The 25,518-nt window shown below is 59.2% G+C and carries 24 protein-coding genes, 1 tRNA gene, 1 other RNA gene and 1 riboswitch; of the genes, 14 read left to right on the top strand and 12 right to left on the bottom strand.

Annotated elements, in window-relative coordinates; genetic code table 11:
- Positions 1–97: 97 nt before the first annotated feature.
- Positions 98–1,213: an alanine dehydrogenase gene (gene ald / locus INHI_RS0119145; RefSeq protein ID WP_014875918.1), complete on the bottom strand. Its 1,116-nt coding sequence runs from the start codon at positions 1,211–1,213 to the stop codon at positions 98–100.
- A gap of 137 nt (positions 1,214–1,350) precedes the next feature.
- Between ald and INHI_RS0119150 the strand changes: the two genes are divergently transcribed.
- From INHI_RS0119150 to ppk2, 3 genes are all read left to right on the top strand, one after another.
- Positions 1,351–1,809, top strand: coding sequence for an Lrp/AsnC family transcriptional regulator (locus INHI_RS0119150; protein WP_014875917.1), 459 nt, complete (start codon positions 1,351–1,353; stop codon positions 1,807–1,809).
- A gap of 103 nt (positions 1,810–1,912) precedes the next feature.
- Positions 1,913–3,502, top strand: coding sequence for a GMC family oxidoreductase (locus INHI_RS0119155; RefSeq protein WP_027248608.1), 1,590 nt, complete (start codon positions 1,913–1,915; stop codon positions 3,500–3,502).
- 218 nt (positions 3,503–3,720) lie between these two features.
- Positions 3,721–4,638 (top strand): polyphosphate kinase 2, encoded by a 918-nt coding sequence (gene ppk2 / locus INHI_RS0119160; RefSeq protein ID WP_014875915.1) that lies wholly within the window; start codon positions 3,721–3,723, stop codon positions 4,636–4,638.
- 418 nt (positions 4,639–5,056) lie between these two features.
- Here ppk2 and rpsU read toward each other — a convergent pair whose 3' ends face one another.
- Entirely contained in the window at positions 5,057–5,263 is a 207-nt protein-coding gene (gene rpsU / locus INHI_RS0119165; RefSeq protein WP_005614280.1) for a 30S ribosomal protein S21, read from the bottom strand.
- Positions 5,264–5,503: 240 nt separating this feature from the next.
- On the opposite strand from rpsU, the gene INHI_RS0119170 reads away from it, so the two are divergent.
- Both INHI_RS0119170 and INHI_RS0119175 read left to right on the top strand, forming a co-directional pair.
- Positions 5,504–6,226, top strand: a complete 723-nt coding sequence (locus INHI_RS0119170) for a COQ9 family protein (protein WP_027248609.1) — start codon at positions 5,504–5,506, stop codon at positions 6,224–6,226.
- A 91-nt stretch (positions 6,227–6,317) separates the two neighbouring features.
- Positions 6,318–7,310, top strand: a complete 993-nt coding sequence (locus INHI_RS0119175; RefSeq protein WP_027248610.1) for an NAD(P)H-quinone oxidoreductase — start codon at positions 6,318–6,320, stop codon at positions 7,308–7,310.
- Positions 7,311–7,359: 49 nt separating this feature from the next.
- Here the strand turns inward: INHI_RS0119175 and INHI_RS0119180 are convergent, their stop codons facing one another.
- Complete coding sequence (locus tag INHI_RS0119180; protein ID WP_027248611.1) at positions 7,360–8,217, bottom strand: DUF2189 domain-containing protein; 858 nt, start codon at positions 8,215–8,217, stop codon at positions 7,360–7,362.
- Between the two features lie 200 nt (positions 8,218–8,417).
- Positions 8,418–9,083 carry a ribonuclease T2 family protein gene (locus tag INHI_RS0119185; RefSeq protein WP_014875911.1) on the bottom strand — a complete coding sequence of 222 codons (666 nt, stop codon included), beginning with the start codon at positions 9,081–9,083 and terminating at the stop codon, positions 8,418–8,420.
- A 142-nt stretch (positions 9,084–9,225) separates the two neighbouring features.
- On the opposite strand from INHI_RS0119185, the gene INHI_RS0119190 reads away from it, so the two are divergent.
- Together INHI_RS0119190 and INHI_RS0119195 are read left to right on the top strand one after the other, a co-directional pair.
- On the top strand, positions 9,226–9,999 hold the full coding sequence (locus INHI_RS0119190) for a DUF1013 domain-containing protein (protein ID WP_014875910.1): 774 nt from the start codon (positions 9,226–9,228) through the stop codon (positions 9,997–9,999).
- Between the two features lie 255 nt (positions 10,000–10,254).
- A tRNA-Met gene (locus INHI_RS0119195) sits at positions 10,255–10,331 on the top strand.
- Between the two features lie 183 nt (positions 10,332–10,514).
- Here INHI_RS0119195 and recR read toward each other — a convergent pair.
- From recR to INHI_RS0119215, 4 genes are all read right to left on the bottom strand, one after another.
- Positions 10,515–11,114: a recombination mediator RecR gene (gene recR, locus INHI_RS0119200; protein ID WP_014875909.1), complete on the bottom strand. Its 600-nt coding sequence runs from the start codon at positions 11,112–11,114 to the stop codon at positions 10,515–10,517.
- Between the two features lie 168 nt (positions 11,115–11,282).
- Entirely contained in the window at positions 11,283–11,627 is a 345-nt protein-coding gene (locus INHI_RS0119205; RefSeq protein WP_027248612.1) for a YbaB/EbfC family nucleoid-associated protein, read from the bottom strand.
- A 10-nt stretch (positions 11,628–11,637) separates the two neighbouring features.
- Complete coding sequence (locus INHI_RS0119210) at positions 11,638–12,009, bottom strand: hypothetical protein (protein ID WP_036767198.1); 372 nt, start codon at positions 12,007–12,009, stop codon at positions 11,638–11,640.
- A gap of 17 nt (positions 12,010–12,026) precedes the next feature.
- A complete protein-coding gene (locus tag INHI_RS0119215) occupies positions 12,027–13,862 on the bottom strand; it encodes a DNA polymerase III subunit gamma/tau (RefSeq protein ID WP_014875906.1) in 1,836 nt (611 codons plus the stop codon).
- Positions 13,863–14,091: 229 nt separating this feature from the next.
- Here INHI_RS0119215 and INHI_RS0119220 point away from each other — a divergent pair, with 229 nt between their 5' ends.
- Positions 14,092–14,643 carry a protein-tyrosine phosphatase family protein gene (locus tag INHI_RS0119220; RefSeq protein ID WP_027248614.1) on the top strand — a complete coding sequence of 184 codons (552 nt, stop codon included), beginning with the start codon at positions 14,092–14,094 and terminating at the stop codon, positions 14,641–14,643.
- A 121-nt stretch (positions 14,644–14,764) separates the two neighbouring features.
- Here INHI_RS0119220 and INHI_RS20995 read toward each other — a convergent pair whose 3' ends face one another.
- The 3 genes from INHI_RS20995 to INHI_RS0119230 all read right to left on the bottom strand — a co-directional run bounded on the left by INHI_RS20995 (position 14,765) and on the right by INHI_RS0119230 (position 17,754).
- Entirely contained in the window at positions 14,765–15,178 is a 414-nt protein-coding gene (locus INHI_RS20995; protein ID WP_061049827.1) for a hypothetical protein, read from the bottom strand.
- A 92-nt stretch (positions 15,179–15,270) separates the two neighbouring features.
- Positions 15,271–15,510: riboswitch (cobalamin riboswitch) on the bottom strand.
- A 184-nt stretch (positions 15,511–15,694) separates the two neighbouring features.
- Positions 15,695–15,793: signal recognition particle sRNA small type (gene ffs, locus INHI_RS21000), an RNA gene on the bottom strand.
- 89 nt (positions 15,794–15,882) lie between these two features.
- Positions 15,883–17,754, bottom strand: a complete 1,872-nt coding sequence (locus INHI_RS0119230) for a 5'-nucleotidase C-terminal domain-containing protein (protein WP_014875903.1) — start codon at positions 17,752–17,754, stop codon at positions 15,883–15,885.
- Positions 17,755–18,067: 313 nt separating this feature from the next.
- On the opposite strand from INHI_RS0119230, the gene nudC reads away from it, so the two are divergent.
- Both nudC and INHI_RS0119240 read left to right on the top strand, forming a co-directional pair.
- Positions 18,068–19,072: an NAD(+) diphosphatase gene (gene nudC, locus INHI_RS0119235; protein WP_027248616.1), complete on the top strand. Its 1,005-nt coding sequence runs from the start codon at positions 18,068–18,070 to the stop codon at positions 19,070–19,072.
- Positions 19,073–19,140: 68 nt separating this feature from the next.
- Complete coding sequence (locus tag INHI_RS0119240; RefSeq protein ID WP_027248617.1) at positions 19,141–19,608, top strand: SRPBCC family protein; 468 nt, start codon at positions 19,141–19,143, stop codon at positions 19,606–19,608.
- A gap of 13 nt (positions 19,609–19,621) precedes the next feature.
- On the opposite strand, the gene INHI_RS0119245 is transcribed toward INHI_RS0119240, so the two are convergent.
- On the bottom strand, positions 19,622–20,455 hold the full coding sequence (locus INHI_RS0119245) for a prephenate dehydratase (protein WP_014881159.1): 834 nt from the start codon (positions 20,453–20,455) through the stop codon (positions 19,622–19,624).
- A gap of 119 nt (positions 20,456–20,574) precedes the next feature.
- Here INHI_RS0119245 and INHI_RS0119250 point away from each other — a divergent pair, with 119 nt between their 5' ends.
- The 4 genes from INHI_RS0119250 (at position 20,575) to INHI_RS0119265 (ending at position 25,447) form a co-directional block, all read left to right on the top strand.
- Complete coding sequence (locus tag INHI_RS0119250; protein WP_014875899.1) at positions 20,575–21,078, top strand: c-type cytochrome; 504 nt, start codon at positions 20,575–20,577, stop codon at positions 21,076–21,078.
- A 241-nt stretch (positions 21,079–21,319) separates the two neighbouring features.
- The gene (locus INHI_RS0119255; RefSeq protein WP_027248618.1) at positions 21,320–23,242 is read left to right on the top strand and encodes an extracellular solute-binding protein; all 1,923 of its coding nucleotides are present in this window, start codon (positions 21,320–21,322) and stop codon (positions 23,240–23,242) included.
- 9 nt (positions 23,243–23,251) lie between these two features.
- Positions 23,252–24,337, top strand: coding sequence for a microcin C ABC transporter permease YejB (locus tag INHI_RS0119260; protein WP_027248619.1), 1,086 nt, complete (start codon positions 23,252–23,254; stop codon positions 24,335–24,337).
- Positions 24,338–24,340: 3 nt separating this feature from the next.
- Positions 24,341–25,447 carry an ABC transporter permease gene (locus tag INHI_RS0119265; protein ID WP_027248620.1) on the top strand — a complete coding sequence of 369 codons (1,107 nt, stop codon included), beginning with the start codon at positions 24,341–24,343 and terminating at the stop codon, positions 25,445–25,447.
- Positions 25,448–25,518: the final 71 nt, after the last annotated feature.

A 25,518-nucleotide genomic window follows, 5' to 3' on the forward strand; every position in this document is an offset into this window, starting at 1 on the left:
AGTGGAGGTCGTAACTTTTTTCCCGTCCCCCAAAAACGAGACAAGGCCCCGCGTCTGCGAGGCCTTGCGCTGGCTGATGCCAAGTGTTCGGGAGGCGTTACTTGATCATCAGTTGTGGGGAGACGACGTCGATGCCGAGGGCTTTGCCGACCGCGAAATAGGTCAGCTTACCAGCATGGACGTTCAGGCCGTTCAGCAGATGCGGATCGTCAGCGCAGGCTTGCTTCCAGCCTTTGTTGGCCAAATTCAGCAGGAATGGCAGGGTCGCGTTGCCCAAGGCCTGCGTCGAGGTACGGGCAACGGCGCCCGGCATGTTGGCCACGCAGTAGTGCATGATGCCGTCGACCTCATAGATCGGGTCGGCGTGGGTGGTGGCCTTCGACGTTTCAAAGCAGCCGCCCTGGTCAATGGCAACGTCCACGAGGACTGCGCCGGGCTTCATCTCGCTGAGTTGTGCGCGAGACACCAGTTTTGGCGCAGCAGCACCGGGGATCAGAACCGCGCCGATCACCATGTCTGCATCACGCACCAGCTCAGCGGTGGCCCCTGCGGTGGAGTACTGGTTCTTGAAGTCACGACCAAAGACATCGTCGAGATATTTCAGGCGGGCCAAGGAACGGTCGAGAATGGTGACATCCGCGCCCATGCCAGCGGCGATCTTGGCTGCGTGAGTGCCAACGACACCGCCGCCGATCACCACGACTTTGGCCGGGGCCACGCCGGGGACGCCGCCCATCAGGACGCCACGACCGCCATTGGCCTTTTGCAGGGTATAGGCGCCAACTTGCGGTGCCAGACGGCCGGCAACTTCGGACATCGGGGCCAGCAGAGGCAGACCGCCACGGTCGTCGGTCACGGTTTCATAAGCAATCGCGGTGCAACCGGAGTCCAGCAGGTCGCGGGTCTGCTCCGGATCGGGGGCCAGGTGCAGGTAGGTGAACAGCAGCTGACCTTCGCGCAGCATCTTTCGCTCAACCGCCTGGGGTTCCTTCACCTTGACGATCATGTCGGCGGTGGCAAAGATTTCTTCTGCGGTGTCGATGATTGCGGCACCTGCGGTGGTATAGTCTTCGTCAGTGAAGCCTGCGCCCATCCCGGCACCGGCCTGAATCAGGACGGTATGACCATGGTTTACGGCTTCACGAGCGGCGTCCGGCGTCATGCCGACGCGGAATTCCTGCGGCTTGATCTCTGTGGGGCATCCGATTTTCATGTAATCACTCCTCCTACATGCTTGCGCTATTGTGCCGCAGAAAGGGTGAGATTTGCTGCTTTTTTAGGCAAAATAAAAAGGTGCATATCGAAGGTTCTTCGAATAAGTTCGACCTTCATCGAAGGATCTTTCACGATATGTCACTTGATCACACGGATCGTCGCATCTTGCAGGTGTTGCAGAAGCAGGGGCGGATTTCGAATGCAGAGCTCAGCGAGCAGGTCAATCTGTCTGCATCGGCCTGTCACCGGCGCGTGCAGCGGCTGGAGGCAGATGGATATATCCGTAATTACGTCGCTCTCTTGGATGCGCGCAAGATGAACCTGCCGGCAACCGTCTTTGTGGAGATCACGCTGCAAAGCCAGGCGGATGAGTTGCTGGATGCCTTTGAAAAGGCAGTGGCGCGGATCCCGGATGTGCTGGAGTGTCATCTGATGGCAGGCACTGCGGACTACATTCTGAAGGTGGTGGCTGAAAACACGGATGATTTTGCCCGCATCCATCGCCAGCACCTGACGCGACTGCCTGGTGTGGCCCAGATGCAAAGTTCCTTTGCGCTGCGCACGGTGTTCAAAACCACGGCGCTGCCGGTCTGATACACGTGCCCGCGCGGGTCTTCGCGTGGCTTGTCAGGCGAGGGGATCTGGGAAAGACTGCCCCGGCAGAACAAGACGGCAGGATTGTCGCGGGTGGAGATGTATGAGCTGGGATTATATCATTGTCGGAGCAGGCAGCGCGGGCTGCGTGCTGGCCAACCGGTTGAGTGCGGCAGGTCAGCGGGTGCTGCTGCTAGAAGCGGGTGGCAAAGACAACTACCATTGGGTGCACATCCCGATGGGATATCTTTATTGCATCAACAACCCGCGCACCGATTGGATGTATCGGACAGAGGCCGAAGCCGGTCTGAATGGGCGCGCGCTGATCTATCCGCGGGGCAAGGTTCTGGGCGGCTGTTCGTCCATCAACGGAATGCTCTATTTGCGCGGGCAGGCGGCGGATTATGATGGCTGGCGCCAGCGCGGGCTGACCGGTTGGGGCTGGGATGATGTGCTGCCCTATTTCAAGAAGTCCGAGGATTACGTCGACGGCTCCTCTGACATGCACGGGGTCGGCGGCGAGTGGCGGGTGGAGAATCAACGTCTGCACTGGGATGTACTGGATGACTGGATGCAGGCCGCCGCCGAATGGGGCCTGCCGAAAGTTACGGATTTCAATACCGGCAACAATGAGGGCGTTGGCTATTTCCGGGTGAACCAGCGGAGCGGCTGGCGGATGAACACCGCGAAGGCGTTTTTGCGCACAGCGACTGGTGAAAATCTGAAGGTAGAGACCGGCGCCCACACCCGGCGCATCCTGATCGAGAATGGCCGTGCCGTGGGGGTGGAATACAGTCAGGGCGGCGCGGTGAAAACAGCGCGGACGGAGGGTGAGGTGCTGCTGTCGGCGGGGGCCATCAACAGCCCGCAGATCCTGCAACTGTCTGGTCTGGGCCCGGCAGCGCTGTTGCGCGACCACGGGATTGCGGTGCAGCGTGACATGCCTGAGGTCGGTCAGAACCTGCAGGACCATCTGCAGCTGCGCTGCGCCTGGCGGTTGAAAGGGGCAAAGACGCTCAATACACTGGCGAATTCTTTGATCGGCAAGGCAAAGATTGCGGCTGAATATGCCATGCGCCGTTCCGGTCCGATGTCGATGGCCCCCAGTCAGCTCGGGGCGTTTCCTCGTTCACGCCCGGATCTGGCGACGCCGGATCTTGAATACCATGTCCAGCCCCTGACACTGGAGGCTTTTGGTCAGCCGCTGCATGATTTTCCGGGGCTGACGGCAAGCGTGTGTAACTTGCGACCTGAGAGCCGGGGCGAGGTGGCGATCACCAGCGCTGATCCCGTGAAGGCGCCACGTATCGCTCCGAATTACCTATCGACCGAAGGCGACCGTCAGGTGGCGGTTGCGGCGATCCGGCAGGCGCGGGCTATTATGGGGCAAGAGGCCATGCAGCGCTACGCGCCGGTAGAGATGAAGCCGGGCGGCGGGTCCGATGAGGAGGCGGATCTGATGCAGTCGGCAGGCGCGATCGGGACAACCATCTTTCATCCGACCTGTACCCTGCGAATGGGGGCGGAGGAGGCGGCCCCGGTGGATGGCGCGCTGCGGTTGCGCGGGGTTGGCGGCTTGCGGGTGGTTGATGCCAGCGTGATGCCGGTGATTCCCAGTGGCAATACCAATGCGCCCACGATCATGATTGCGGAAAAGGCAGCTGACATGATTTTGAGCGATCATCGCGGGTAATCGGTCGTTCGGGCACCATGCCCCCTTGCGTCCGCTGCCAATATTCGATTCCCTGTTCCAATCCGGCTGGCGCGTGGCTTGCGGGATGCGCTGACCCCTTTTCAGGGGACGGAGGAGCTGACAACAGCATTCATCGCTTGCCTCAATGTGACACGAAACGATCACATCCGCCTGCTACTGCCGCGTGACTGACCACTGACCGACCAAGGAGCCTTAGCGTGACCAGCGACCATGACCCTGATTCTTTTGACTGGCTGGACGCCGAACTTCAGGACACGCTGGACGAGGATTTCGAGATCGAATTCGCCGAGCCGATGCTGTCGATGGAGCTGCGCAAGATCTATCGCTCGCAGCATCCAGAGATGCTGGATCGCAAGGTCTATTTTCGCAACCTGCTGCGGCTGCAGGCGGAGCTGATCAAGGTTCAGGATTGGGTTCAACACACCGGGGCCAAGGTCTGTATCCTGTTTGAAGGCCGCGACAGCGCCGGTAAGGGCGGCGTGATTAAGCGGATCACCCAGCGCCTCAATCCTCGTGTGGCGCGGGTGGTGGCGCTGCCTGCGCCCAGTCGCCGTGAGCAGAGCCAGTGGTATTTTCAGCGCTACGTCCCCTATCTGCCGGCGGCGGGCGAAATCGTGCTTTTTGACCGATCCTGGTACAATCGGGCGGGGGTCGAGCGGGTGATGGGTTTTGCCAGCGATGATCAGGTCGAACAGTTCTTTCAGGACGTGCCCGAATTTGAGCGAATGCTGGTGCGGTCTGGGATTATCCTGCTGAAATATTGGTTCTCCATCACCGATGAAGAACAGCAGCTGCGGTTTCTCATGCGGATTCATGATCCGATGAAGCAGTGGAAACTGTCGCCGATGGATCTGGAAAGCCGCATCCGCTGGGAGCAGTATACCAAGGCAAAAGAGGACATGTTCGAGCGCACCAATATTCCCGAAGCGCCCTGGTATATCGTTGAAGGGAACGACAAGAAGCGCGAGCGGCTGAACTGTATTGAGCACCTCCTGACCAAGATCCCCTATTGCGATGTGCCGAGTGAGCGTGTGTCGCTTCCGGATCGCGAATACAAACCCGACTACGAGCGCAGGGTGCTGCCTGATGATCTCTATGTGCCCAAGATTTACTGACCAAAGCTGACGTGGCGACCTCACCGGGATCGGGCGTACATGTGCCGTGCTTTTTTTCTTCGCGCGGATGAGGCTGGGAAGAAGGAACCCGGAGCGGCAAATGCCTTGGTTGTAAGGGGGTAAGACAAGCGCCTGATGGGGGGGAGACGCTGCCTGCTCCGGGTTAGACCATCGGGTGTTCCAAATCCGATGGAGCGGGCAGCTGCTGGGGAAACGCGTCAGCCTGCCCGTGCATTAACCACACTAGCGCAGTTTGTTCAAAACGAACACACGCATTACGTGTAATTTTCGATAAAATATTAAGTTTATAGGTGGCGGATTGTCGCACTCGCTATTTATGGGGAGGCCGAAAACGACAAACCCCCGCGGCTGAGCCTCGGGGGTCGTCATTTTGCGTCCAGAACTGCGGACAAAGGACTCAGAGGAGGCCTTCGCGCTGTGCTTTCTTACGTGCCAGTTTACGGGCACGGCGAATCGCTTCAGCTTTCTCGCGCGCTTTTTTCTCGGACGGCTTCTCGAAATGTTGCTTGAGCTTCATTTCACGGAAGACGCCTTCACGCTGCAGCTTTTTCTTCAGGGCACGGAGCGCCTGATCGACGTTGTTGTCGCGAACACTAACCTGCATGTGGTTTTCACCACCTTTCTAAGTTGAGTTGCAAGGATTTGCAGGAAGTGGCCATATAGCAAGGTCGTACTAGCTTGTCCAGTACCGGGCCCGTTCGCGGTTAGGGCCACAGGGTTGATTGACGGCGGCGAGCCAGTGAGACGATTGGCCCTGTGGATTTTGCCGATGTAACATTAGATATCCGGTGTCACACAGATGCGATTGCACTTAGTAAGACGTGAAATTTCGGAAGGCGAGACCATGACGATTGAGGATCACACCGACCCGCGCGCTGAGCCTGAGGCTGGAGATATCATCGGGCAGCTGCTGGATGCGGCACTGTTGCATGTGCCCTTTGATGGCTGGAGCGCGCAGACGTTTGCGGCGGCTGTCGAGGATGCGGGGATTACACCCGCGCTGGCCGAGGCGCTGTGTCCGCGTGGGGCCGTGGATCTGGCCGTTGCTTTTCACAGACGCGGCGATCAGCTGATGCTTGACCGTCTGGCGGAGGAGGACATGACTGGCCTGCGGTTTCGCGCCAAGATTGCACGTGCTGTGCGGCTGAGACTGGAAGTCGTTGATGATAAGGAAGCCGTGCGTCGCGGCACCACACTGTTTTCCCTGCCGCCATACGCTGGCGACGGAGCTCGGTTGATCTGGGGCACGGTGGATGCGATCTGGAACGCCTTGGGCGACGGATCTGAGGATATCAACTGGTACACCAAACGCGGCTCGCTTGCCGGGGTCTATTCCGCGACCGTTCTGTATTGGTTGGGGGATGACAGTCTGGAGCATCAAGCGAGCTGGGAGTTTCTGGATCGTCGGATCGACAATGTTATGCAGTTTGAAAAGCTGAAGGCGCAGGTACAGTCCAATCCGCTGCTGAAACCATTGCTGGTGGGGCCGAATTGGCTGGCGCAGCAGATCAAGGCGCCGAGCACCCGCGATGACCTGCCGGGCAGCTGGTCCGCGCCGCGACGCTGAGGCGCGCAATGTTTCAGCGATCCGTGGTGGTGCGGGACCTATGACAGGTGGGCGTCCTTTGCTAGGCAGTGACAACAGCGGAGGAATGCCAATGACCGAAATGATGCGCGCGATTGAGATCCAGGAGCCCGGTGGGCCAAGTGTTCTGCAGGCCTGTCAACGCCCGGTACCGTCACCCGGGCATGGGCAGGTGGTTCTGAAAGTCGCTTATGCAGGCGTCAATCGCCCCGATGCGCTGCAACGTGCCGGCAAATATGCACCACCTCCCACAGCCAGCGATCTTCCGGGGCTGGAGGCTTCGGGCGAGGTGGTCGCCATCGGCGCCGGGGTCAGCGAGCTGACTGTGGGCGACCGGGTCTGTGCGCTACTGCCGGGCGGCGGCTATGCTGAATATGTCGCGACGCCAGCGGCGCATTGCCTGCCGGTACCTGCGGGCCTGTCGATGAAGCAGGCAGCCTGCCTACCGGAGACCTGTTTCACCGTTTGGTCCAACGTCTTTACCCGCGGGGGCCTGCAGGCCGGGGAGCGGTTTCTTGTTCACGGAGGGTCATCCGGTATTGGAACAACCGCGATCCAGCTTGCCTCGCAGCTGGGCGCACGGGTGTTCACGACCGCTGGATCAGATGAGAAATGTGCGGCCTGCCTGAAACTGGGGGCCGAGCGGGCGATCAATTACCGGGACGAGGATTTTGTAGAGGTATTGAAGACCGAAGGTGGTGCCAATCTGATTCTGGACATGGTGGGTGGCGACTATATTCCGCGCAACGTGCGTGCGCTCGCGGATGATGGCCGCATGGTCCACATCGCGTTTCTGTCGGGTCCGAAGGTGGAGTTGAACTTTGCTCAGATCATGGCGCGGCGGTTGACGCTGACCGGTTCAACCCTGCGCCCGCAGAGCGATCTGGCCAAAGCGCAGATTGCCCAGGATCTGCGCGAAGTCGTCTGGCCACTTATCGAGGCGGGGAAGTTTGCGCCGGTGATGGACCAGACCTTTGCCCTGGAAGAGGCGGCGGCGGCCCATGCACGGATGGAAAGCTCCGCTCATATCGGCAAGATTGTTCTGGAGGTTGGCGGCGAGGGGTAGGCACCGCCGCGCGGGCTGATCGTGCCGGCGCGGTTGTCGCTGGCACGTGTCATGCAACGGCACGACGATAGAGATGCCAGGTGGCGTGTCCCAAGACCGGAACGACCACGATCATGCCCGCAAACATCGGCATCGCACCAATAATCAGCAAGGCGGTGACGATGACGCCCCAAAGCAGCGAGACGACAAGATTCTGGCGCACGACTCGCAGGGATATGGCGACTGCGATGGGAAGGCCGACATGGCGGTCCAACAACAGCGGAAAAGACACGAGGCTGACGGCCAGCGCGGCAAACGCGAAGGCGGCGCCCACTGCGCTGCCGATCACCAGCATTGCCCATCCGGGGGCGGTGGTGAAAATATCCTCTATGAAGCGCATTGCCGACTGCGGCGCCTCAGGGCCAAGGGTGCGGTTGTAGATTGCCGCAGCCATCGTCAGCCACAGGATGCAGAGTGCCGCGAGATACAAGCCCAGCATCAGGATCGACAGGAACGCGGGAGACCGCAGCACCGCAAAGGCGTCCATCCAGTGTGGTGTGAACCCGGCCTCGCGGCGCGATGACATTTCATATAGCCCGACAGCGGCCACCGGTCCGATTAGCGCAAAGCCCAGAACCAGCGGGAACACCAATGGCAACAGGTTCATCGACAGGCTGAGAACCACCAGGGCAACGCCAATCAGCGGATAAAGAAAGACGAGCGCCATGGCATCGGAACGGCAGGCGGTGAAATCCTGCCAGCCCGCCCGCAAGGCAGCGCCCAGATCCGCGATGTCCAGTTGCAGCACGCGCGGCATGTCGCCAGTCTTGTCGCTGCCCAGATGATCCACCGATGCAGAGACGTGAGAGCCGGTCAGGCCAAGGGATTTGGCCAGCCAGCTGATGGGATTTCCGATCGTACGTTCCATGATCCTTCCTCTCGGATTAGCGTAGGGCGCACCGAGGGGGCAGGTGGAGGCGGGCGTGACAAGTCCGGATCAGTGACGCCCCAAGCCGGTGCGTATCCGCAGGGTATCACAAAAGCAGCGCAAAACGGGTCACTATGGCGCGAGGGGCATCCGGGACTGGTCGGTGGGCCGAGGCTGTCGCCAGGTGCCGGGGGTGATCTTTACCGGATCGGCTCAAATACTGCATTTTTCTGCGTGCAATCACGGATCACGTCGCGGCCACAGGGGACCGGTTTCAGGTCGCGGGACAAACAGACACGCGCCTCCTGAATGTGACCGTCGCGGCAGGTGATGGTCAGCGTGTTGGGGGCCAAGTCAGGATTGTCCTGCAAAAAAGCCTGCTCGACCAAACTGGCAGGCAGGGTCACCGACTGCTGCAGTTTACGGAAGGCGACGGGACGTTTGATCTGCGCATAGGCCTGCCGGGAGAGTGCGAAATATGCCTGCGCGGAGAGGCCAGAGCAGGTGCCGTGTTTTTTCCACTGGTGCCAAGCGAGGCCGGCGCTGCCCATAATGTCCGTCATTTCCCGGCTCATGGCCCGGCTGGGTGGGGCCTCGGCGGTGCGGCAGTAGCTCGGCCAGCCGCGGTGGAACTGAGGCCACAGACCATGCAATGTCCAGCCGTGATCATGTCGGGCGTCGCATTGCTCGGACCGTTTGGCATCCCCCTCCAGCACGCACCAGTTTGGCGACCAGCTGAGGCTGAGCACATAGTAGTCGAATTCACCTGCAATCTCGCCTTCGGCACGGACCTTGCCCGGTAGGGCCACGCCGACGCCCGTTACTGCAATAAGGGCCGCCATCAGGGCCTGTCTGATCCCGCGCATTCGCCTCTTTCCTTATAGAAACATCGCGACTATATAGAATTGAAGTTCCCCGACAACGGAAACCGCCCCAAATCGGGGAAGCCTCTTTCAGGCGACGGGAAAGATGTATCTGGGACAACCGTGTTATTAAGGAGATGAGCGCATGGCAAAACCGTTGATGGCCAAGGCGACCGCCGTGTGGCTGGTGGACAATACCACGATCAGCTTCAAACAGATCGCCGATTTTGTCGGCATGCACGAGCTGGAAATCCAGGGCATTGCAGATGGCGATGTGGCTGCGGGCGTCAAGGGGTTCGACCCGGTCGCCAATAACCAGCTGACGCAGGAAGAGGTCGATAAGGCCGAGAAAAATCCGCTGCATAAGCTGAAGCTGAAGTTCAATCCGGCTGCTGCTGGTGAAGAAAAACGCCGTGGCCCGCGCTATACCCCGCTGTCGAAGCGCCAGGACCGCCCGGCCTCGATCTACTGGCTGGTGAAGTTTCACCCTGAGTTGTCGGACGGTCAGGTGTCGAAACTGGTGGGCACCACCAAACCGACCATTCAGGCGATCCGTGAGCGGACCCATTGGAATATTGCCAATATCCAGCCGATTGACCCGGTTGCTCTGGGCCTCTGCAAACAGTCCGAGCTGGATGCCGCCGTCCAGAAAGCTGCTGCCAAGAAGGCTGCCGAAGGTGGCGTGATGAGCGATGATGAGCGTCGCAAGCTGGTGTCGACTGAACAATCGCTGGAAATGGACGCGGAGCCACGCATGCCGTCTGCGATCGAAGGTCTCGAAACCTTCACCCTGGGTGGCAACGACAAGCCCGAAGCGGCCGAGGAAGAGACTGTTGTGGATGCCGACAGCTTCTTCAACCTGCCTGCCGGTGGTGACGATGAGGATGATGACGAGGATAACATCGATCCCCGTTTCTAAGATCCACAGGCCGCCGGAGTGGCGGCATGTCAGATAGCAAAGACCACGGTGCGTGCTGCGTTCCGTGGTCTTTTTGCGTCTGGAAGTCACAGAAGTCGGCGATGCTGCCCCGGTGACTTTACGAGGCAGGATGAGGTGCGGGGAGGTCTATTAATTGACCGTCACAAAAAATTCGCCTTTCGATGCCGATCCCTGCATTTTTCTGACTTTTCCGCCTTGACGTGCGGGCGTGGCTGGCGTACCTCGCACCCCGACGGCGCGGTAGCTCAGTTGGTTAGAGCGAACGACTCATAATCGTTAGGTCGGGAGTTCGAGTCTCCCCCACGCCACCATTCTTCTCTTGAAAATATAGACTCGACCACTGGCGGATTGCCGGGAAAACTGCTGCCCGAACATCTGAATTTCTGTGCGCTATCGATGCTGCAACAGGGCTTTGTTCAGGCCTGATATTGCCTGTTTGTTGGGTGCTGTGGAGAAGGCCGAGCAGACCTTGCCTCTACCAGATGTCGTGACAGTCAGATGTCCTTGCGGGCACGCAGGGCGGCTGTGATGGTGCCCTCGTCGAGGTAGTCGAGCTCTCCGCCAATAGGCACCCCCTGCGCCAGCGACGTCAGGCGGACTTGTCCGCTGAGCTGATCCGCGATGTAATGTGCCGTCGTCTGGCCGTCGATTGTGGCGTTGAGCGCCAGTATGACCTCGCTGACCTGTTCGGCCTGCACCCGGTCCACCAGACGGGGAATGCGCAGATCCTCCGGACCGACCGCGTCCAAGGCGGAGAGCGTTCCGCCCAACACGTGGTAGCGCCCCTTGAAGACGGCCGCACGTTCCATGGCCCAGAGGTCGGAAACATCCTCCACCACGCAGAGTTCGCCGTTCGCACGGGTCATATCCTCGCAGATGGTGCAGAGATCACCGGTGCCGACATTGCCACAGTTAAGGCATTCCCGCGCGGTGGCGGCTACCTCGCTCATGGTCTCGGCTAATGGGGTCAGCAGCAGGGCGCGTTTGCGGATCAGGTGCAGCACCGCCCGGCGGGCAGAGCGCGGCCCCAGCCCCGGCAGTTTGGCCATCAGGGCAATCAGGTCTTCGATATCGGTGGTTGAGTTCTTGATCATGCCTAAAACGCCCTTCTTTGCTCCGCTATATAGGCTGATTGCGACCTCCGAGTACAAGGGGGGCAGGGCAGCTGTTCAGGTTTTGTTTTACACCGCAGCTGGGCACGAGATGGGTAAAAGAAAAGGCGGCACCGAGGCCGCCTTATCCTGTCCGTGAGGCCGGGCGTATCAGAACGGCAGTTTAATGTCCTTGGGCAGGCCCATGCTTTCGGTCAGGCTGGCCATTTCTTCCTGCGCCTTTTCGGCGGCTTTGGCCTGGGCATCCTTGATCGCGGCGAGGATCAGATCTTCGACCACTTCCTTGTCGTCGCCGTTGAAGATCGACGGGTCGATATCCAGCGCCTTCAGATCGCCCTTGGCCGAGGCGGTTGCCTTCACCAGACCTGCGCCTGCTTCGCCGGTGACCATGACATTGTGCAGGTCTTCCTGCATCTGCGCCATCTTGGTTTGCAGTTCCTGTGCCGATTTCATCATCTTGGCCATATCGCCAAGACCGCCGAGGCCTTTGAGCATCTGTTTTCTCCTAAGTGCGAGGGCGCAGGGCGCCGTAAGTCATCACTGCACATATCGCAACTGCGAGGCCGATGAACAAGTGGGGTGGTCCCAGACAGCCTTCAGCAAGGGCGTAGGCTTCCACATAATCAAGCGCGTTTTCGTATCGGTCAACCGAAACGACAAAGGCGATCCCGGCCCAGAGTACGGCGGCGATTGCGAAGGTCGCGCGGTTTCTTGTGGTCAGAGCGATGCCCGCAAGGGCAAGCAACGCGAGGGACACGGGCAGGGTGGAGAGGCCAATCAACTCATCCCAGGCGGTGGCCGGACCATCACCCGGTTTCCAAAAAGTTTGTTCCTTATCACAGACTTCTGCAATTGCTGCGGCGGGAAACAGCGTCATGAAACCTGCAAAGCAAGTCACTCTTCTTCGAAGGGATCCCATTCGTCCTCGACCTCTGGCAGGGCTTCCGCCTCGACTTCGGCGGCGAGATCTTCTGCTGTACGGATGTGTCTGATCTTTGCCTTGGGGAAGCTCTCAAGGACCGCCTGTACCATCGGGTGGGTGCTGGCTTCCGCTCGCAGGGCGTTCTCTGCGGCGTTTTCACGCTCAGTGATGGTTTCGCCGCCGCCCTCATTGGCGAGGGAAATCACCCAACGGGCATGGGTCCAGGTCTGCAACTGCTGGCCCAGACGGGCAGCGAGATCCTTGGGCGCGTCATCCGTTGGCTGGATGGTGATTCGGCCCGGCTGATAGGACACCAGGCGCAGATAGGTTTTTACATATTCCAGCAGCAGACCGTCGCGTTTTACCCGGATCAGTTCAATTACATGCTCAAAGCTGGGATAGCGCGCAAGCGCGCTGTCCGCCTGCGGGGCGAGGGCGGTGGCCTGTCCATTGCCTGCTGACATCGTTGGCCCGCCTTGGGGACCGCCCGGCATGCCGCCCTGTGGCCCGGCCTGCTGAGGGACGTAACCGCCTGCGCTGCCGGGGCCAGATGGTCCGCCAGAGCTCCCCATCGGCGCATTCATATGCCCGCCAGGTGGCGGAGGCGGAGGTGTATCCTGCAGGGTGCGCATCAGTTGTTCCGGCGTCGGCAGGTCGGCCACATGTGTCAGACGGATCACCGCCATCTCGGCCGCCATCATAGCGTTGGGCGCGGCGGCGACCTCTTCCAACGCTTTCAGCAGCATCTGCCACATCCGCGTCAGCACCCGCATCGGCAATGCCTCGGCCATCTGGCTGCCACGGGCGCGCTCATCGGGGCTGACGGTGGGGTCTTCGGCGGCATCGGGGGTAATCTTCACCACCGACACCCAATGGGTGATTTCAGCAAGATCGCGTAGCACTGCCAGCGGATCGGCGCCCTCGGCATATTGCGCGCTGAGTTCGGTCAGCGCCGAAGCCGCGTCGCCACGCAGAATCATGTCGATGAGATCAAGGACCCGCCCGCGATCCGCCAGTCCCAACATGGCGCGGACCTGATCAGCTGTTGTTTCGCCTGCGCCATGAGAAATCGCCTGATCTAGGAGCGAGGTGGCATCACGGGCCGACCCCTCGGCGGCGCGGGTGATGAGGGCCAGCGCATCCTCGGCGATTTGGGCATTCTCAGCGCCTGCGATCTTTTGCAACAGGGCAATCATTACCTCCGGCTCAATCCGGCGCAAATCGAACCGCTGGCAGCGCGACAGCACCGTCACTGGTACCTTGCGGATCTCCGTGGTGGCGAAGATGAATTTCACATGTGCGGGCGGTTCCTCCAGCGTCTTCAGCAGCGCGTTGAAGGCGGAGGTCGACAGCATGTGGACCTCATCGATGATGTAGATCTTGTAGCGGGCAGAGGCGGCGCGGTACTGCACCGAATCGATGATTTCGCGGATGTCACCCACCCCGGTGCGCGAGGCGGCGTCCATCTCCATTACATCGACATGCCGACCTTCCATGATCGCCGTGCAATGTTCGCATTTGCCGCAGGGCTCGGTAGTCGGGCCACCCTGACCATCCTCACCGATGCAGTTCATGCCCTTGGCGATGATCCGTGCGGTGGTCGTCTTACCGGTGCCGCGAATGCCGGTCATGATGAAGGCCTGTGCAATCCGATCGGCGGCAAAGGCGTTTTTCAGCGTCCGCACCATGGCGTCCTGACCCACCAGATCGGCGAAAGTTTCAGGCCGGTATTTGCGGGCCAGAACCTGATATTGGCCAGACCCTTGGTCCGGTGCTTGGCCTGCTGTGTCGCCTGCTGTGTCGCTCATGATGTCTCGTGCCAGATTCGGGGGTCGGTCGTTTGTATTCGGGTAAAGTAGGCAAGCGCGCGCGTGGCGTCCACCGCTGATGCAGATCCAAGCGGAGCAGGTGTTCATCACCGGTGTGGATCAAGAAACCATTAGGTGCCCGGCGGGCGGACCGCTACATTGAAGGATGTGATCATCCGGGGGGATCGTAACGCAGGATTTGCGACGCACTTGGCAGTGGGGGCTGACAATGGAGCATGTATCTGAGGGTGGCGATACCAAAAGTGCGGAAAAAGGCGGACCGCTGGTGTTGCACGCGCTGTCGGTGGCGGATGGCATTTTGGCGCTGTGTCCGCTGCCGGGGGCAAGCGGGGATTACTACGCCGACATAGAGCATATTCGGGAGTGGCAGCCCGGACTGGTGATCTCCATGACCACGGATGAGGAACACGCCGCCGTTGGCGCAGAGAGCCTCGGCAGCGATCTGCAGAGCCTTGGCAGCCGATGGATCCACCTGCCGGTTCCTGATTTCAGCACGCCGCCTCCGGACATTCTGAGCCGCTGGCCTGAGGCGAGCCATATGGCCCGCAAGGCGCTTGTCGGAGGTGGTCGGGTACTGGTGCATTGTCGAGGCGGCTGTGGCCGGTCGGGAATGGTTGTGCTGCGACTGATGACGGAATGTGGTGAGCGGCCGGATCTGGCGCTGGCGCGACTGCGCGCGGTGCGGCCCTGTGCCATTGAAACCGACGCCCAGATGATTTGGGCCTACGGCCCGAGACGGATTCCCGGCAACGCACGCTGAATTAATGCAGCTGCGGAACGCGCCACAGCAAGTTGCCAACCGTCGTCTGTGCCGCTTCATCGTGATGCGGCGCCGCGCAAGCGCGGCGCTTAAGGCAATTTCGACAGGTTGCTTGTGCCTGTCAGGCAGGTACGGATTGCAGCGGCGTTGGCGCGGGCCCGGGCTGCGGTCTCAGGGGTAGAGCCTGAGCCAAGCCACAGGGGTATTCCGGCAGACGGGTGATGGGGCGGCTGTCCGCACCCTGGCAAAAAAGCGCGTCCGCGAATTGATCAAGACTGCCCTGATCTGCCTCCGGAGAGATGCCGCAGTAGATGCGGATACGATCGTGGCTGGCCGAAAACCGTGCTTGGCAGGGTCGGTCACAGGCCGTCAGTTCACAATTGCCCGCTATTTCAAAATCATCAGTTGTGACCGTACGGGCCTGTCCCAAAGCAGTGGTCAGGCGTGACAGCATACGTTCTGCCGCAGGGCAGGGGCGCCCCAGATACTGGCAGTTGCTGAGTGAGTAGCGGTGTGTTGTATCAGTCCAGTTCATTGCGCCCTCCGCGCGAAGGAGGGGATGAATGGTCAGTGCTGGCAGGCCAATTGGCAGACATGCAAACGCTGCCAGAACACCCCGCCTGGTTTCGAGTTTCTCATCAGATGGCAGGTCTCCTGACTTGCGGGTCGTCACATCCCCGGGGCCTTCCCAATGCGGCATGGTCCGTGTGGACGCTGGCATCAGTGGCATAATCCGAGGTTGCTCGCCGCTTACAGTTGCGGGGGCAGTCGCGGCATTGATCTGGCTGGTCTGCCATCTCGCACCGTGTTCCCTTTTCATCCTGACCACCCAAGGGCGATACAGGAACCATCTGTCGAAGAGCTAGCGGTGGCAGGGGCGAGTCGTCAAGCGTTTCGTCCGGATGTACCCGGAATTATTGATCCATGATGGCGCTATATCTGGCGCTACCGGTCGAGCCGCGTCTATATATTGTGTAGCGTGACCATTTCTTAGTCGGGCGTGATGCTCTGCGCTCACGGCCACGAACCAGTCATCTTGTAAAAGAAAGAAAGGTGAGAGGTTGGACATCGACCCAAGCGGGGCTCGTTGTGGCTGCTTCCTTCCGGATCTGACCAGGTTGGCGAGGCGCTTGCCCGCGCCAACCTCTCGACCCCGATATAGGAGTGCAGGCGGGGAATGGCAAGCCCGTGCGATGCGCAATATGAAAGGAGCAGAGAGGCTGGTCTCGCGCTCTGATCTCACAATTTGACGCCAATCCTTAGAAACCCGTCGGGGGTGGTGCCATGGAGGCTGTGGCGGGACGGATCAAGATCGGTGAGATAGGCGCGGGCTCCGGGCCCGGTAAAGATCTCAACCTCTGTGGAGGGATGGCTGAACAGGCGCCAGGGAGGAGGAGCGTGTTCCAATGGGTCACGATCAAGACGCCCGGCCACGTAGTCGCGGATCGCGTCTCTCACCCGCAACGGGGGAATCGGCAGCGGCGTGGCGGCCTGGGCCATGGCGAAGTTACCGCCGCCACCGATGCGATAGCTGCTGACCGCTACCGCGAAATGCTGACTGTCGCGCACCGGCGCCCCTTTCCAGCGGAGGTTGCGGATCCGGTAGCTATCCGGATTTGCGAGTTCTCCATCGCTGGCAAACCGGGCTGGTGCGGAGACATCGATATCGTATTGGACACCGAAAATGACATCGAAATTATGGCCGGCCCGATCGTCGTCCAACAATGGGGAGCCAAAGGTGCCGGGCGCGATCTGATTGAACAACCCGGCCGACATTTCCAGCCAATCGCGCAGCTGGGCGCCATCCAGAACCACGGTGCGCAACTCGTTTGGGAAAGGCTGTATATCGACGACATGGCGCATATACATCTGCCCGATCGGTACATCCGTGTAATTTGAGGGGCCGGAGCGTGCGCCAAATTTGCCGGGGGCCGTCGCTGAGAGCAGGGGCAGGTTGCTGGCCACGGTATCTGTCAGGGCCGGACGCACTGCAGCCGCCTGGGCCCAAGCCACCAGCGCAAGAGCCTGATCGCGGCCGAGAAAAGTGAAATAGGAATGCAGCGGTTGGCTGGTGCGTCCCACAGGTTGCGCCATGCGGGTCCGTGTTTCGGCATGATCTTCCGCGAGCGCCGCGACCATTGCGGGATCTTCGTCCACCAGAGGCGTCAGTACGCCGCCAGCGCCGCCGATGGTTCTGCGTCGGGCGATGGGGCGGAGCGTACAGGTGGCCTTGGTCACAGCCCAGCGATCAGAGTTCCACGTCATCCGCAAGTCGATTACGCCAAGATGTGAGCCATGGGCCCCGGGCATCACGACCGGCGCGGAAACCGGGTGGCGTGGATCGGGCAGCGTCAGATGGGTGTGGCCGCCAACTATCGCGTCCAGCACGCCAAGATTGGCCAGCTGATGGAGAGCGTTTTCAATACCGTAGGTTGCGTGTCCTTCGCCGATCCCGGTATGAGCGAGCGCCACGATGACGTCACAGCCCTGTTCGCGTAAGGCAGCGGCATGATCGCGTGCGGATTGCACCATGTCGTCGATCGTGACTTTGCCTTGAAGTTGATGGGCCGCCCATTTGAGTGTCTGCATCGGCAGAACTGAGATCAGGCCAATGCGCAGCGGCGGTGTGCCTGAGGTATCCGGGAGTGCGCGTTCGAGCACGGTGGATTGGCAGAACGGAAGGGACAGCTGCGGGTCCAGCGCCCGCATATTTGAGCAGAGTACCGGGCAGCTGATCCGCAATAGTGCCTGCCGCAACTGATCCAACCCGAAATCGAAGTCGTGATTTCCAAGGCCGATGGCGTCATAGCTGAGCAGATCAAACGCACGCGCAACCGGCGCAGGGCGGATATCGCTAAGCTCCAGCGGGCGCTCCGCAATCGGGGTTCCGAAAATGCTGTCGCCATTGTCTAAAAGCAGAGTGACAGCACCGTTGTCTGCGGCTTCGTGGCGCGCCTGAGCGATCAGCGTGGCCACGCGTGACAGACCCTGCGCAGGATCAGGTTTATCGGAATAGTAATCGTGACTGAGCAGGTTTGCGTGAAGATCCGTGGTCGCCAGAATGCGCAGGGATCCGACCTTACTGTCCTCGGCTTGGTCCGATCCTGTCATGTGGCGTTTCTTAGAGGTCGCACGGTAATTCCCGAGGTGGCGTTGATTGCCAATTTATTAACAAGCCTGATTGCCTCTTTGAAGCAATCAAATGTGACACTCGAAAGCCGCTTATTGCTTAGAATTCATTTCAATCGCGTTGCTTTCCTCTTGAGATGCTATGGATTTACGGCTTTCACCTACGGCGAGTGGTCAGGATATTTCTAGGCCACTGTGGCGCAGAGGAAACAACTTTTCACCTTAAGGTTGCACGTCTCTGACGGATTCAGGTGCTGTGGCACATCTGTGTGCAGACGAAAGAGCGGGGCGGGCGATGCGACAGGCAGAACATGTGACATTTGGTGGCAGTGGTTTGGACCGGGCCGCGCATCTGCGGGATGATCCCGCGGCTTTGGCTGCGCTCTGGAGTGGCGGGGACTGTCGTATCCTGTTGATCTGGCGCGGAAAGCCATTGTGCTCTCTGCCTTCAGAGGTCGCCGTTGCATCGGATAAGGGGATTCTACCGGTGGCTTTGGCCTGGGTCCGGTCCGATCATCCCGTGGCGAAGGACGCGGCGGTGGCTGCTGTCTTCCTCGGGATCTGTACGGCAGGGCGGGCAAGGTTCTCAGTTGATATCAGTGATTGGCAGCCTGACAACCTTGACGATACGGCGTTGCGCGCCTTTGTGGATAACAGTGAACAGCGGCATCCGGATCTGCCGCAGGAGACCGGTTTTGTTGAGCTGCGACGCATCATGGCCCAGCTCAGCCGCGAGGAGGCAGAACTGGCGGCGACTGCACGGGCGGTGTTTGGCTGGCATCACTCGCATGGGTATTGCGCCTGCTGTGGCGCCAAAAGCGATATGGCACAGGGGGGGTGGCAGCGGGTCTGCCCCAGCTGTGGAGCGGCGCATTTTCCACGCACTGATCCGGTTGTCATCATGCTCATTACGCATGGGGATGCGGTGCTGGTCGGGCGGTCGCCTGGGTGGCCCGATGGGATGTACTCCCTCCTCGCCGGTTTTGTAGAGCCTGGGGAAACACTGGAGGCCGCTGTGCGACGTGAGACTGCGGAAGAAACCGGTGTGAAGGTCGGTGCCGTCAGCTATCTGTCCAGTCAGCCCTGGCCGTTTCCGATGTCGCTGATGTTCGGTTGCGCGGGTGAGGCATTGGGACGTGAGATCACCATCGATCCTAAAGAGATCGAAGATGCGATCTGGGTCTCGCGTCAGGATATGATGGCGATATTCGAAGGCACGCACCCTGATATTCGCCAGCCTCGTAAGGGCGCAATTGCACATTTTCTGCTACAGAACTGGCTTGCAGATACACTGGATTGAGACGAATAGTAGCAGTCAGTACAAGATCGCCATCGGATTTTCCGATCCGCTGTAACAACAGGACGCCCATGGATTTTTCCAGCAAAGAAGACATCGACGCACCAATTGCAGAAGTCTTTCGATCGATTTCGGACTTCGAAAACATGGAGCGTATGGCGCTGCGTCGGGGTGTCGATGTGCAGCGGATGGGGGATGTTCATCACCCTGAAAACGGGCTGGCCTGGGAGATTGAGTTCCAGTTTCGCGGCAAAAAACGCAATCTGCATCTCTCGCTCAGCACCTATGAGCCGGTGACGCAAATGGTGCTGACTGGCACAGGCAGCGGCCTGGATGGCGCGATGGATGTCGAGCTGCTGGCCCTGTCGCCGCAGCGCACCCGCTTGTCGGTAACCCTATCTCTGACACCCAAGACGCTGTCGGGTCGTTTGATGGTCCAGTCCTTGAAACTGGCGCGCAGCAAGTTGAACCGCGGCTTCAAGAAACGCGTCTCCGAATTTGCCAAACAGACCGAAGACCGGGTCGGTCGCTCCGCCTGACGTCGGCTACAGCTCAGAAACGATCATCATTCGCCGGGTAAACGCCCAGGATTTCGATGTTGGTGGTGAAATAGGCCAGTTCATCCATGGCGAGGCGGACGTTCGGATCGTCCGGATGGCCATCAATATCAGCGTAGAACTGAGTCGCGGTGAAGGACCCATCGACCATGTAACTCTCGAGTTTGGTCATGTTGATGCCGTTGGTCGCAAAGCCACCCATCGCCTTGTAAAGTGCGGCGGGTATGTTGCGGACCTGGAACACGAAGCTGGTGATCATGCCATGGTTTCCACGGCGCTCCGTATTCGGGTCGCGCGACATGGTCAGAAAGCGGGTGGTGTTATTGCCATGATCCTCGATATGGCGGGCTAGCACCTCCAGGCCGTAGATCTCGCCCGCCAGTTCACTGGCCAGCGCGGCGTGGCTCTTGTCGCCTTGTTCAGCCACGTCACGGGCGGCGCGGGCATTGTCGGGGCTGACACGCCCGTGGATGTTATTTTCGCTCAGAAAACGGGCGCATTGCGGCAGCAGTACCAGATGCGAATGCGCTTCTTTGATGTCTTCAAGCTGGGCGCCAGGAACGCCTAGAAGATTGATGTGAACCCGCACAAAGGCTTCGTCGATGATGTGAAGGCCGCTGTGCGGCAACAGGCGGTGAATATCGGCAACGCGCCCATAGGTGGAATTCTCCACCGGAAGCATGGCCAGTTCAGCCGCACCGCTGCGTACAGCGTTAATGGCGTCCTCGAAATTGCGGCAAGGCAGCACGTCCATGTCCGGACGTTCCTTGCGGCAGGCTTCGTGGCTGTAGGAGCCAAGCTCCCCCTGAATGGCAATTCTCTGGGTCATAACTGCGACATCCGTGCAAAACTTCAAAAAACGGGCGTTTCGTCGCGCTGTCTATACCTTGCCACTTGAGAGGGGAAGCCTTAGACACCCTCCCAGACAGCTGAAATGGACTCGCGATCATGTTTGACACGATGACCCTTACCAAAGCGACCGCAGGCGTTTGCGGCGCGTTCCTCGTGTTCCTCTTGGGCAAATGGGCCGCAGAGGAACTCTATCATACTGAAAGCCACGGCGAGGCTTCTTATGTGATTGAAGTGGAAGAGGCAGGTGCGGAAGAAGTTGCTGAAGTCGTAGACTTCGGCGAACTGATGGCCGCAGCAGATGTTGGCAAAGGTGCCAAGGTCTTCAAGAAATGCTCCGCCTGCCACAAACTCGAAGCCGGTGAAAACGCCACCGGTCCATATCTATATGGGGTGGTTGATCGCCCGATCGCCGCTGCGGATGGCTTTGGATACTCTGCCACCCTGGCCGGTCTTGGCGGCGAATGGACCGCAGAAGAGTTGGATGCCTTCCTGACCAAACCGTCACAATATGCGCCTGGTACCACCATGAGCTTTAGCGGGCTGAAGAAGCAGAAGGACCGGGTGAACCTGATCGCCTATCTCGATAGCCTCGACGATTGATTTTGTCGCCTTATGACAGAACGAAGAGACCGCGCTATTCAGCGCGGTCTTTTTCGTTCTGAGGCGTGGGCGGCGCAGAAGTGATCAGGTTTGAACGCGAGTCGGCGGGTTCATGCCCTCCTGTTTCTTGACACACGGGAAATTCAGCCAATCTGAACTTGAATGTTAGGGGGGCAGCCGCTTAGCTTTGAGTCAGACAATGATCCTGGCAGCGAACGCCGGACAATGGAGGTATTGGCAGATGAAGACGCCCACCGCACCGCGCCGCGCCATTTCGGCCCGAGTGGTTGATCCGCAACCATTTTTTCGCATCGTGATGACAGGGTTTGCCGCGCTCATCATATGCGCGCTGACGGTCTCGCTGGCATTTGCTGAGGAGCGGGTGATCAAAAGCCACGGCTTCACTGAATTCGGAGAGTTGAAATATCCCGAAGGCTTTACCCATTTTGACTACGTCAATCCGGAGGCCCCGAAAGGCGGCGAGCTGTCTCTCTCGGCGGTGGGCACCTTTGACAGTATGAACCCCTACACCCGAAAGGGGCGTGGAGGCGCCATGTCGGCCGATCATTTTGAATCGCTGATGATTGGATCCTATGACGAGCCGGGATCTTACTATGGGCTGCTGGCCGAGAGCCTCGAATATCCGGAGAGTCAGGACTGGGTGATTTTCAACATGCGCCCTGAGGCACGGTTTTCCGATGGCACGCCGGTGACGGCAGAGGATGTTGTCTTCTCGCATAACCTGCTGTTGGAGCAGGGGCTGAAGTCCTATGCTGAGGCCGTTAAAAAACGCATTCCCAAGGCCGAAGTGTTGGGGCCGCATCGGGTGAAATTCTATTTCTCACCGGACTTTCCGCGCCGGGCGATGATCACGCAGGTGGCAGGGACCTCTGTGTTTTCCAAGTCATGGTTTGAGGCAGACCCGGAGAACCGTCGTCTGGATGAGCCGCGGTTGGACCCTGGGATCGGGTCTGGCCCGTATGTGCTCGAAAGCGCGGACGTGAACCAGCGCATCGTCTACAAACGCAATCCCGATTACTGGGGTAATGACGTGAATGTAAATGTCGGGCGCCACAACTACGATCGGATTCGCATCGAGTATTTCGGCGACAGTGTTGCCGCGATGGAAGGATTCAAGGCCGGGGTCTATACCATGCGCCCGGAAAACAGCTCTAAGAGCTGGGCCACCGCCTATGGGTTCGACGCGGTCAAAGAGGGCGATGTAGTGAAGGGGGAGTTCCCCGACGGCAATGTTCCGGCAGCCAGCGGGTTTGTGATGAACCTCTTGCGCCCCAAATTTCAGGATCCCCGCGTGCGTGAGGCGATCCAGCTTGCCTATAATTTTGAATGGACCAATGACAGCCTGCAATATGGGCTGTTCGCGCAGCGCCATTCGTTCTGGCAGGATTCGGCTCTTGAAGCGAAGGGGCTGCCAGAGGGACGCGAATTGGAGGTGCTGCAGGATCTGGGTGACCAGATTGATCCGGCGCTGCTGACAAGCGAACCGGTGATGGCGCATAGCTCAAAACCTGCGCGGCCAGCGGATCGGCGCAACCTTCGCCGGGCGATGAAACTGCTGGATGAGGCCGACTGGGCTGTTGGCGATGACGGGCTGCGCCGCAACGCCAAGGGTGAGGTGCTGAAACTGGAATTCCTGATCGATTCGCCCACGATTGAGCGGATCGTCCAGCCCTATATCGCCAATCTGCGGCAGATGGGGGTAGATGCCATCTCTAATCGGGTCGATTTCGCGCAATATACCAGCCGTCGCCGTGAAAAAGACTTTGATATGATCACCTACGCCTATCCAAAGTACCTGCAGCCCTCGACCGGGCTTTATCAGCAGTTTGGGTCTGACGCGCATGAGTTCTCAGTGTTCAACCCGGCGGGGATGGCCGATCCTGCGGTTGATACGCTGATCGGTGCCATCGTGAAGGCGGAAGACCAAGAAGAGCTTTATGCCAATGTGCGTGCGTTGGACCGCGTTCTGCGGGCCAAGCGGTTTATGGTTCCAACCTGGTATCTGGATGTGAATTGGGTGGCCTATTGGAACTTTTATGAGCAGCCAGAGACCTTGCCGCTGTTTGATCTTGGATTGCGCGATGTCTGGTGGGTCAACGCCGAGAAAGAAGCGGCATTGAAATCCTCCGGCGCGTTGCGGTAAGCGCCTGACATGGCAGCCTATATCCTTAGACGTTTCCTCCTGGTGATCCCGACGCTGTTCGGGATCCTCGTTATCAATTTCGCACTGGTGCAATTTGTACCGGGCGGACCGGTCGAGCAGATGATCGCGCAGCTGGAAGGCGGCGGCGACGTGTTCGAAGGATTTGCCGGCGGCGGTGGTGACGCCGGCGGAGAGGCCGTCGCAGCCAATGACAATTACGCAGGCCGACAAGGGCTGCCGCCTGAGTTGATCGCGGAGCTGGAGCAGCAATATGGTCTGGATAAACCGCCGTTGGAGCGGTTCTTCCTCATGCTCGGCAATTACATGCGCTTTGACTTTGGTGAGAGTTATTTCCGCAAGATCGATGTGATGGATCTGGTTTTGGAGAAAATGCCGGTGTCGATCTCACTCGGGCTGTGGTCGACATTGATCGCCTATCTGATCTCCATCCCGCTGGGTATTCGCAAGGCGCTCCGGGACGGTAGCCGATTTGATACATGGACCAGTGGTCTGATTATCGCGGCCTATGCAATCCCCGGCTTCCTGTTTGCGATTCTGCTTTTAGTGCTGTTTGCCGGTGGGTCCTATTGGCAGATTTTCCCGCTGAGGGGGCTGACCTCTGACAACTGGGAGAGCCTGAGCCTTTTTGGTAAGATCGTCGACTATTTCTGGCACATCACGCTGCCGGTTGTGGCTTCGACCATTTCGGCCTTTGCTACGCTGACACTTCTGACCAAAAATTCGTTTCTGGATGAGATCAAGAAGCAATATGTGATGACCGCCCGAGCCAAGGGGCTGAGCGAGCGGAAGGTGCTATATGGTCATGTATTCCGCAACGCGATGCTGATCGTGATCGCGGGCTTTCCGGCCGTCTTTATCGGGGTGTTCTTTTCCGGCAGCCTGATCATCGAGACGATCTTCTCGCTTGATGGTCTGGGGCGTCTGGGGTTTGAGGCTGCGGTGGCGCGTGATTATCCGGTGATCTTTGGCACGTTGTTTATTTTCGGACTGATGAGCCTTGTGGTCGGGATTATCTCCGACATCATGTATGTGATTGTCGATCCGCGTATCGACTTTGAAAAGAGAGAGGGCTGACAGATGGCATTGTCCCCGCTCAACCAGCGCCGCTGGAGCAATTTCTGCCGCAATCGCAGGGCTTTCTGGTCGCTTTGGATTTTTTCCGTTCTGTTCGGGATTTCGCTGTTTGCTGAGTTTGTTGCCAATGACAAACCGATGTTGGTGAGTTACCGGGGAGAATATTTTACGCCAGTATTCAACTTCTACCCGGAGACGGCTTTTGGCGGGGATTTCCAGACAGAGGCGGCCTACCGTGATCCGGAGGTGCAATGCCTGATTGCCTCTGGCGGTGTTGAGGACTGCTTTGATGATCCCGAAGGTATTCTGGAAGAGATCAAAACCGGCACGTTTGCGGCGGATAGGTTTGTGGAAGGGTGGGCGATTTGGCCGCCGATCCCCTATTCTTTCAACACCACGGTCGACCGCCCCGGCGCGGCACCTCTGCCACCTAATAGGCAAAACTTGTTGGGGACGGATGATACCAAGCGCGACGTGTTGGCGCGTGTCATTCACGGGTTTCGCCTGTCGATCCTGTTCACCCTGATGGTCACCGGAGCCGCCACCCTGGTGGGCATTGCGGCGGGCGCGGTTCAGGGGTTCTTCGGTGGCTGGCTAGATTTGATTTTCCAGAGGGTGATTGAGATCTGGGGCTCCATCCCGCAGCTCTATGTCATCATCATCATGTTCGCCATTCTGGGGCGTAGCTTCTGGCTGCTGGTTGTACTGATGATCCTGTTCAGTTGGACCGCTTTGGTCAGTGTGGTCCGGGCAGAGTTCCTGCGCGCGCGAAATCTGGAATATGTGCGTGCGGCCAAGGCATTGGGGGTTGGCAATATGACCATCATGTTCCGCCATATGTTGCCGAATGCAATGGTTGCGACCCTGACATTTCTGCCGTTTATCGTGACCGGCACCATTGGAACGCTTGCGGGGCTGGATTTCCTCGGGTTTGGCTTGCCATCCTCCGCGCCGTCGCTGGGTGAGCTGACATTGCAGGCCAAGCAGAATCTGGAGGCGCCCTGGCTGGCGTTCACCGCCTTCTTTACCTTTGCCATTATGCTGTCGCTGCTGGTCTTCATCTTTGAGGGGGTGCGCGATGCATTCGATCCGAGAAAGACATTTTCGTGATCAGATCAGGCCCTAACATGCACAACAGAGACGAATGGATGATCTGTTTTGTGCCGAGATGCAGTGCAACA

Origin of the sequence: Phaeobacter inhibens DSM 16374, from assembly GCF_000473105.1 — a bacterium.
Taxonomy (GTDB): domain Bacteria; phylum Pseudomonadota; class Alphaproteobacteria; order Rhodobacterales; family Rhodobacteraceae; genus Phaeobacter; species Phaeobacter inhibens.